Origin of the sequence: Leptolyngbya sp. PL-A3, assembly GCF_039962325.1 — a bacterium.
Taxonomy (GTDB): domain Bacteria; phylum Cyanobacteriota; class Cyanobacteriia; order Elainellales; family Elainellaceae; genus Vacuolonema.
The window spans coordinates 22,517-29,943 of record NZ_JAMPLB010000077.1; the positions used below are offsets into that span (position 1 = coordinate 22,517).

5 protein-coding genes are annotated in these 7,427 nt (G+C 47.6%); 4 read left to right on the forward strand and 1 reads right to left on the reverse strand.

Features of this window, described 5'->3' with window-relative positions; all coding sequences use genetic code 11:
- Positions 1 to 10: 10 nt before the first annotated feature.
- On the reverse strand, positions 11 to 2,518 hold the full coding sequence (locus NDI52_RS30165; RefSeq protein WP_199307556.1) for an MASE1 domain-containing protein: 2,508 nt from the start codon (positions 2,516 to 2,518) through the stop codon (positions 11 to 13).
- A 625-nt stretch (positions 2,519 to 3,143) separates the two neighbouring features.
- Here NDI52_RS30165 and NDI52_RS30170 point away from each other — a divergent pair.
- From NDI52_RS30170 to NDI52_RS30185, 4 genes are all read left to right on the forward strand, one after another.
- Entirely contained in the window at positions 3,144 to 3,965 is an 822-nt protein-coding gene (locus NDI52_RS30170) for a hypothetical protein (protein WP_190774946.1), read from the forward strand.
- A 534-nt stretch (positions 3,966 to 4,499) separates the two neighbouring features.
- Complete coding sequence (locus NDI52_RS30175; protein WP_190774947.1) at positions 4,500 to 4,955, forward strand: DUF4383 domain-containing protein; 456 nt, start codon at positions 4,500 to 4,502, stop codon at positions 4,953 to 4,955.
- Between the two features lie 524 nt (positions 4,956 to 5,479).
- Positions 5,480 to 6,499, forward strand: coding sequence for a spore photoproduct lyase family protein (locus tag NDI52_RS30180; protein ID WP_190774954.1), 1,020 nt, complete (start codon positions 5,480 to 5,482; stop codon positions 6,497 to 6,499).
- 229 nt (positions 6,500 to 6,728) lie between these two features.
- On the forward strand, positions 6,729 to 7,106 hold the full coding sequence (locus NDI52_RS30185) for a response regulator (RefSeq protein WP_190774948.1): 378 nt from the start codon (positions 6,729 to 6,731) through the stop codon (positions 7,104 to 7,106).
- The last annotated feature ends 321 nt before the right edge of the window (positions 7,107 to 7,427 follow it).

The window sequence follows — 7,427 nt, forward strand, 5'->3', positions numbered from 1 at the left end:
ACCAACCTCTTTAAGCACCAGTGATTTCATCAAGGAGTTGCTGAATGAACGCTTCTAACTTTGCCACCTGAAATCCTTTGCTCAGCTCTAGTAAATGCTGCACCAAGGGAGCATAGTGCGGATTTTGTTGCTGTAGGGCTGTAGCAACCTCGCTCAATTTCCTTAAGCGCCCCTGCTGGGCCAATTGGAGTAATTGCGTCAGCTCTTGGGACGAGGGGAGTATAAAGGAATTAGATGAAATCGGTTGGCTATGGGACTTGAGGGGTGGGACCGATACAGGTTCGCGGTTTGTTGCGCTAGGTTGATAAATCCAGGTCAGATTCAAATACGTGCTCAGCATTTTGAATAACTCGTCGACCTGAACGGGTTTAATAAGAAAATCATTACCCCCGGCATCCAAACTTTGCTGTTGATCCATGCTGGACACAGAGGCTGAGGAGACGATAACAGGTATGGCTTTGAGAGTTTTCGATTGTCGGATGTGGGCGAGGAATTGATAGCCGTCCATCACGGGCATTAATAGATCAGTAATGATGAGATGCGGTTGCATCTGCATGGCCTTGTTTAACCCATCCTGCCCGTCTTCGGCCTCTATCAGGTTGAACCCTAACGGTTCGAGTAGGTTGACAATGACGGAGCGGTTTTCCCATTTGTCGTCGATCACCAGCAACGTGCGTCGCTTGCCTTCGTAGCCGACCAAGTGTTCTCCGGTGTCCGTTGTCGAGGTTGGCCCCCACTCGTTCACAGTGGGCAACTCGACTTCAAAGAAGAAAGTGCTACCAACCCCAGTTTCGCTTCGCACCTCAATGTGGCTATCCATCAGGTGAGCAATGGTTTGGCTGATGGCCAATCCCAACCCTGTACCTTCGGAGTTGCGTTTGGGGTTGCTCACTTGTTCAAAGGGCTGAAAGATTTTTTCCATCGCCTCGGGGGGCATGCCGATGCCCGTGTCGGCAACTTCAAAGCGAAGGCGAATGGCTGAAGGTTTTTTGTCTGCCAGCATGCTCATGGCTTGAGCCGGCAGACGCTCAACCTTAAAGATGACTTTACCGCGATCGGTAAATTTGACAGCGTTGCCTAACAGATTAATCAGCACCTGCCGTAGCCGTTTTTCATCGACGTTGATGCCTTCCGGTAGATTGGCATCTGGGAGATAGATAAAGTGAATGCCTTTTTGCTCAGCACGAATACCAATAATTTCAGCAATTCCCTGCAGGAGAGCGGGGAGGTGAACGGTGTGAGGATCAAGCTCTAACCGCTGAGCTTCAATTTTGGAAATATCTAAGACGTCATTAATCAAGGTCAATAAGTGAGAACCGCACTGATAAATGATGTCGATACCTTTTCGTTCTTTGTCGCCCCAGCTTTGAGAGCGATTGAGGATTTGTGCGTAACCGAGAATTCCGTTAAGGGGAGTGCGCAACTCGTGGCTCATGTTGGCCAGAAATTCGCTCTTGGCTCGGCTGGCGACCTCTGCGGCTTCTTTCGATTGCTTCAACGCCGCTGTACGTTCCTCAACCTTCGACTCCAATTCCTCGTTAACCCGTTCTAACCGAGCTTTAGCCTGTTCCCGCTCAATGATGACAGCCGAGAGGATGAGTGTGGTGACGGTAATGGTGCCAAGAAAGGTTTGCAACAGCAGCAAGGATTCGTTAAGGGTACTGCGATTAAAAGAACTGGTGCCTCGAATGGTACCAGCGATCGCCAATGCGGAGACCAGGATAATGGCGATCGCTGTAATCCGTTGTTCTGAGCGAAAAGCAGCCCATAAAAGGAGCGGAATCAGCAAGTATTCCACCGGATAGCCAAAGCCAAAGGCCACAGCACCCACCGCTAGCAGTGCAATTGTCCATAGGGCTACTTCCAGGGAAAAGCGGGGCGATCGCCTAGAAGCCTGGATTGTTTCTGACGTCGGTAAAGCGATCAGGGCATTCGGGGACTGGTTGACCCATGGCTCGATCCAGAGCAACAGAAGGGGAGCAATCACCAGCACTCCAATGGCATCGCCTAACCAGAATGTGAGCCAGCTAATAATATAGTTTTTCCCATCAATGAAGCCGCACAGATACATCGTTGTAGCCCCAAAAGTTGGGCTTACCGTGCAACTCAACAATTCAAGACCTGTAAATTTGGCAACTCGAGGGGTATTAGAAAAGAGGTGTTGCTGACCAATAAAGCGCTTAATCAGAAATGTGCCGCAGGCTGCCTGTAGAACGGAACCCGTGGCAATGCCGACCCCAGAGGCGATCGCCATTGATAAAACCCCTGTGTTTGCCCACAACGGCCATGTTGCTGCTATCAGGGCAGCCACCCAAATTCCCCACCAGACGCGATAACCCAGGAGCAACATGGCTGCGAGGGCAATGCCTGAAGGGGGGTAGACAGGGGTTATGAATCCAGGTGGAATAGCAAGAGATTGTCCAAATTTAGCTGTGATGTAATAGATCAGAGCGATGGATAGGATCAGCAAAGTCTTTTGAGAATGCTGGAAAAAGGCTGGCGGATTCATAGCCATCATCAGATCTGAAGGTTAATTGTTGAGACACTCACTTTCAGATTCTAAGGTTCCCAAATTGAGAGTCAGGTTATCTGTTAGCGACGAGAAATATTTTCACTCTAGATGATACCTTCTTCAGAGAGAATTATAAAGAGTGGTAGTTTTCCGTCTCCTGCTCCTGGCTAATTTTTATGCAAATATCGGTTCGATAAAAAGTTCTACAATCAACACCTTTACAAAAAAGTCTGCATTAAGATGACAGGATTTATACCAAATTAGTATGAGCTCCGTGATATAGCTCACACAGAACTGCTCAACCCGATGTTATGCAACACTCGCTTCAGTACTTTTCTGATATTTGTGCCCCTATATTCACTTTGAATAAATAGAATTACAAGTATTAGAAAAACTGTCGGAGTGTTCGTATAAGTAAAGGGGACTTAATGTTTTGCGATTGGCCGTTGAGCCGCTATGCATTTTGTAGATTGCATGGTCTAAACCGCTCTTAATTGTAAGAAGAAAAACTTGCTTTCTTCCTAAAGGAGCGCTATTAAACAGACATTCAAACCCATAGGTGGATAACTCACCGGACTTTTGTTTCTAACATGATCAAGGTATAGAGTTTTATACCATCTTGTCAGAAACTATGGCTGAATATAACCCTAGACACAATCAAACTGAACCATCACGAGGTTCAGTTCCCACTCGAAAGGTCACTCCTGAAGAGGTAATTTATCGAGATGGCTATGTCCGTGGTCGTGCTGTTCAAGCCCAAGAACAACAACCCGTGCAAGTCATCGAGCGACAACGGGCGTTAAACCGGCAAGAGAGACAATTAAGAACCGAAGCTGACAATTATATTGCTAGTGGTCTAGTTTTGGGTCTGTTCACTGCCTTACTGGCGGGTTTGGTTGGCGGGATCATGTATTTCATGACACGACAAGCCCAAAATGATGCAGTAGTTGAGACCCAAAGCCAGAATGTTGTGCCTGTACAGCAGGACCGAGCGGTTCCCCAGGTTCAGACCCAGGCTCAAGTAAGCCCAAATGCTAATATTCCAGATGTGAATATTGTCGTTCCCACACCGCAATCGCCGCCGCCTAACAACATCGACACCTCAAATACTCGGCTCGACGACACTACCCCAAATAACACCGGAACTACGAATGGCGGTACCACAAGTGGCACTACCACAAACGGTACGACCACCAATGGAACCACAACAAACGGGGTTACTACGAACGGTACGACCACCAATGGTACTACGAACGGTACGACCACTAATGGAACCACGACAAACGGGGTTACCACTAACGGCACCAGTACCAACGGTACGACCACTAATGGAACCACAACAAACGGCACCACCAACGGCACTAGCACCAACGGTACGACCACTAATGGAACCACGACGAACGGCACTAGCACCAATAGTGGTTCCAGCGGAAATGCTGGCTCTCAACAATAAATCCTGAAGCAAGTCTTCATAGGGCTCTACCATAATAAGTCAGGTTGGTTTCAACAGAATTTAACCGTCTTCGGGGTGCTACTTGGTGATGTTGCTAAATCAAATTTGGGAATGGGATTCTACCCACATTCGATGATGGTAGCGTCCCATTCCTAAAAGCATTGATATTGCATCTACAAAATCCAGGTAGGTGGACGTCCGTTAAACATAAAACTCCAAATGCTGTGCCGTCCGCTGAGCGGGCGGCACAGGTTTGTCTCACGTCTTCAGATTGAAAACCCAGTTTTGGGATTACGGCGGCAAAGCCCGTCGCAATCCTAAAACTGAGATGTAGCCGCATGGTACAGCATTTGGAGTTTTGTGCTTAAGGCATGGAAAATCACCGGATTTCATCCTGCTGCGTAGCGATGCTAGCCCAAGGGTAGAGCGATCGCTTGTTTCCTTAGCAAGACGCATCCTACTCGTAAAGAAACTAGTTTTAAGTCAGGTCTCCAAACGTAAAACGGACTAATCATTATCTTGTAAGGAGCTAATATGAACGCAGGACGAATTTTTGCAATGGTCACTGGGATCTTTTTCCTGAGTGCTGGCTTAATGGGATTCCTTCCTGGCTTTGTCGCGCCATCCGACATCGTACCTGAGGTGGCGACCCGGATCGGAGCTGACGCAGGGTACGGTTACCTGTTGGGAATCTTCCCCATCAATGGATTGCATAACGTTGTGCACTTGTTGGTTGGTATCGCCGGTATTGGTTCGGCGATCGCACTGGATAGCTCCCGCAGCTATGCTCGTGGTCTGGCCGTTCTTTACGGACTACTGGCTATCCTGGGTCTGATCCCCTATGCCAACACAACGTTTGGCTTGATTCCCATCTTTGGGCATGATGTATGGCTGCATGGTGTAACGGCAGCGCTCGCAACATACTTTGGCTTCTTCGCGTCTCCCGGCCTGCTGGAGATTTCCTCCCGCGAGCCTTCCACAGATCTCTAAGATGCATTTTGCGGGTGCTATGCACCCGCAAAATTAACCTTTTCGCATAACCTTTGAAATACAGATACAGTATTTCAAAGGTCTCTTTTTCTTGAGACCAGTCTCTGGTTAACAGCACTCACGAGGCTCCGTCTAATCAAGGAGATAGAGCCTTTAAACATGACACTTAGACAAAACTTGCGCGTCAGCAAGCCTCTCTCCTTAACTGCTACCTTCCTCGCACGAATTCCTGATGGAACCCTAAGAGAACGTTCGCAAATTGAATTTTGCATTCACTACAGCACGCAAAGTTCATTCTCACATAGGTGTTCCATGCTTTAAGGGGAAGTTCATCAACGTTAGGTCATCAGCCCCTCAAACATTTTTACCAGCTTATTCAACGCTTGCCAACTCAATCAGGTTGGCCTGGTTAATCTTGACCTGTCATTGCTCCCTGCCACTTCATTCTTATGGTTTCTCCCGACGTAAAGGCTGCACCCAACCTTCCTATTGATACGCCAGCGACAGCTCAAGCCCGGCTATGGATGCCAGAGCAAGTTTTGTTTACCCCTGCGGCTTTGGATGAGTCCTGGGGACAGCAAATTTTGCAGCGGGTGCAAGCCCTTAATTTGCCAATTGAATATCTGAAACAGAATCGGTTGACTGGGATTAAAGGTGAAAATGAGCGGGAAACCTACAGCACTGCCAAGCGCACTATGGCAGTGGTTGTCGCACCTCCCAGCCAGTTCAAACTGACCCCCATTCCCCCATCAGCTGACTGGCAGTTTCACCTGGCCCAGGGATGCCCGGCTCACTGCCAATACTGTTATTTAGCAGGAAGCTTGCAAGGCCCACCAGTCATTCGAGTCTACGCTAATCTGCCTGATATTTTGGATAATTTACCCGCGTATGAGCAAGCACCTCTAACAACCTACGAGGTGAGTTGTTATACTGACCCGTTGAGTCTTGAACATTTAACGGGTAGTTTATCAGAATGTATTCGCTTCTTTGGACAGCGATCGGTAGCCCGATTGCGGTGGGTCACAAAGTTTAGTAACGTTGCGCCCCTATTGGATCTTCCTCACCAGGGGCATACTCGTTGCCGGTTTAGCATTAATGCCCATTCCGTTTCCCGGCAGCTGGAGGGCGGTACGTCAACTGTAACTCAACGGCTTGAGGCGATTCGTCGTTTGGCTCTCCCCCGAGAAGTAGGGGGGGGAGGCTATCCTGTGGGTCTTGTCATTGCACCCATTATGCCTATTGAGAATTGGCGTGAGGAATATAGCCAGCTTTTGCAGGCCGCTGAGGATGCCCTGGATTTCGAGTGCGATCTGACATTTGAACTGATTTCACATCGCTTTACTCCAGGCTCAAAGGATGTTCTCCAATCGTGGTATCCCAATAGCAAATTAGATTTGGATGAAACATCTCGGGATGTAAAACGCAATAAATTTGGGGGAACGAAGTACGTTTATACGAAAGACGTCATGCAGGAGCTTCGAACGTTCTTCGAAACAGAAATTGCAAGGCGTTTCCCCACAGCACACATCCTGTACTGGACTTAACGTATCAACTTCTAAGTCAGTGGTTCTGAACTTCCTGATTATGTTTGTCTTGCACACAATCAAAGACTAATTGTTAAACAGAGTGCTTTATTTGCATCGACTTGTGCGTCAATAAAGCACTCTCTTCAGTTGTAAGGTTGATGTTTAGATTAGCCTATTCAAAATCATCCCGCAGTCCAAATCTGGTACTCTCAGCGCTATAAGATAATGGTGGCGCAGGAGAGGGAGCATGACTAAGCGAATTCTTATAATTGATGACGAGGATGATATTCGAGAGGTTGTACAAATTTGCCTGAGTGAGTTAGGCGGATGGGAGACGATTACTGCTGCATCCGGGTCCGAAGGTCTAAAGCGAGCTAATACTGAAAGGATAGATGCAATTTTACTCGATGTTTCAATGCCTGAAATGGACGGCTTCCGTTTTTTCGAGTTGCTTCAAGAAAACTCTCACATTAAGCCAATTCCGGTAATACTGTTAACGGCTAAAATCTTGCCGGATGACCAAGTAAAGTTTGCTGAGATGGAAGTTGCTGGCGTTATCACCAAACCTTTCAATCCTGCTCAAATTTGCCAACAGATTGCAGAAATTCTCAGTTGGGAATTTTGATCAGCCAGGGTTTATTTTACAAATTATTTTGTGGGTACGAAGCGTACAAATAAACCTTATTTTGTTGCCACCCAAAGTGCTGTGTCACCTGCCAAGCGGGCAGCACAGCATCCTAGTACGCTGAGGTGGAAATCCATCACCTATGTTTTTGTGTAGGGTGCGAAGCACCCTACACAAAAACATAGTTTGCGAACTTAGGCCGCAGCCTACTAGTACTCGGCGGCATAAATAAGCCTATGGTTTAGAACGCCAGTAACTTACCCTTGAATGTCCATTGAAAGGGCTTTGCCATCGTTTGGTTGAAGTAGTCAATAAAGGAAA

Bases quoted from the DNA above. Each gene is read 5' to 3' on its own strand.
- NDI52_RS30175 (WP_190774947.1), top strand. From the start codon at position 4,500: ATGAACGCAGGACGAATTTTTGCAATGGTCACTGGGATCTTTTTCCTG.
- NDI52_RS30165 (WP_199307556.1), bottom strand. From the start codon at position 2,518: ATGATGGCTATGAATCCGCCAGCCTTTTTCCAGCATTCTCAAAAGACT.
- NDI52_RS30185 (WP_190774948.1), top strand. From the start codon at position 6,729: ATGACTAAGCGAATTCTTATAATTGATGACGAGGATGATATTCGAGAG.
- NDI52_RS30180 (WP_190774954.1), top strand. From the start codon at position 5,480: ATGCCAGAGCAAGTTTTGTTTACCCCTGCGGCTTTGGATGAGTCCTGG.
- NDI52_RS30170 (WP_190774946.1), top strand. From the start codon at position 3,144: ATGGCTGAATATAACCCTAGACACAATCAAACTGAACCATCACGAGGT.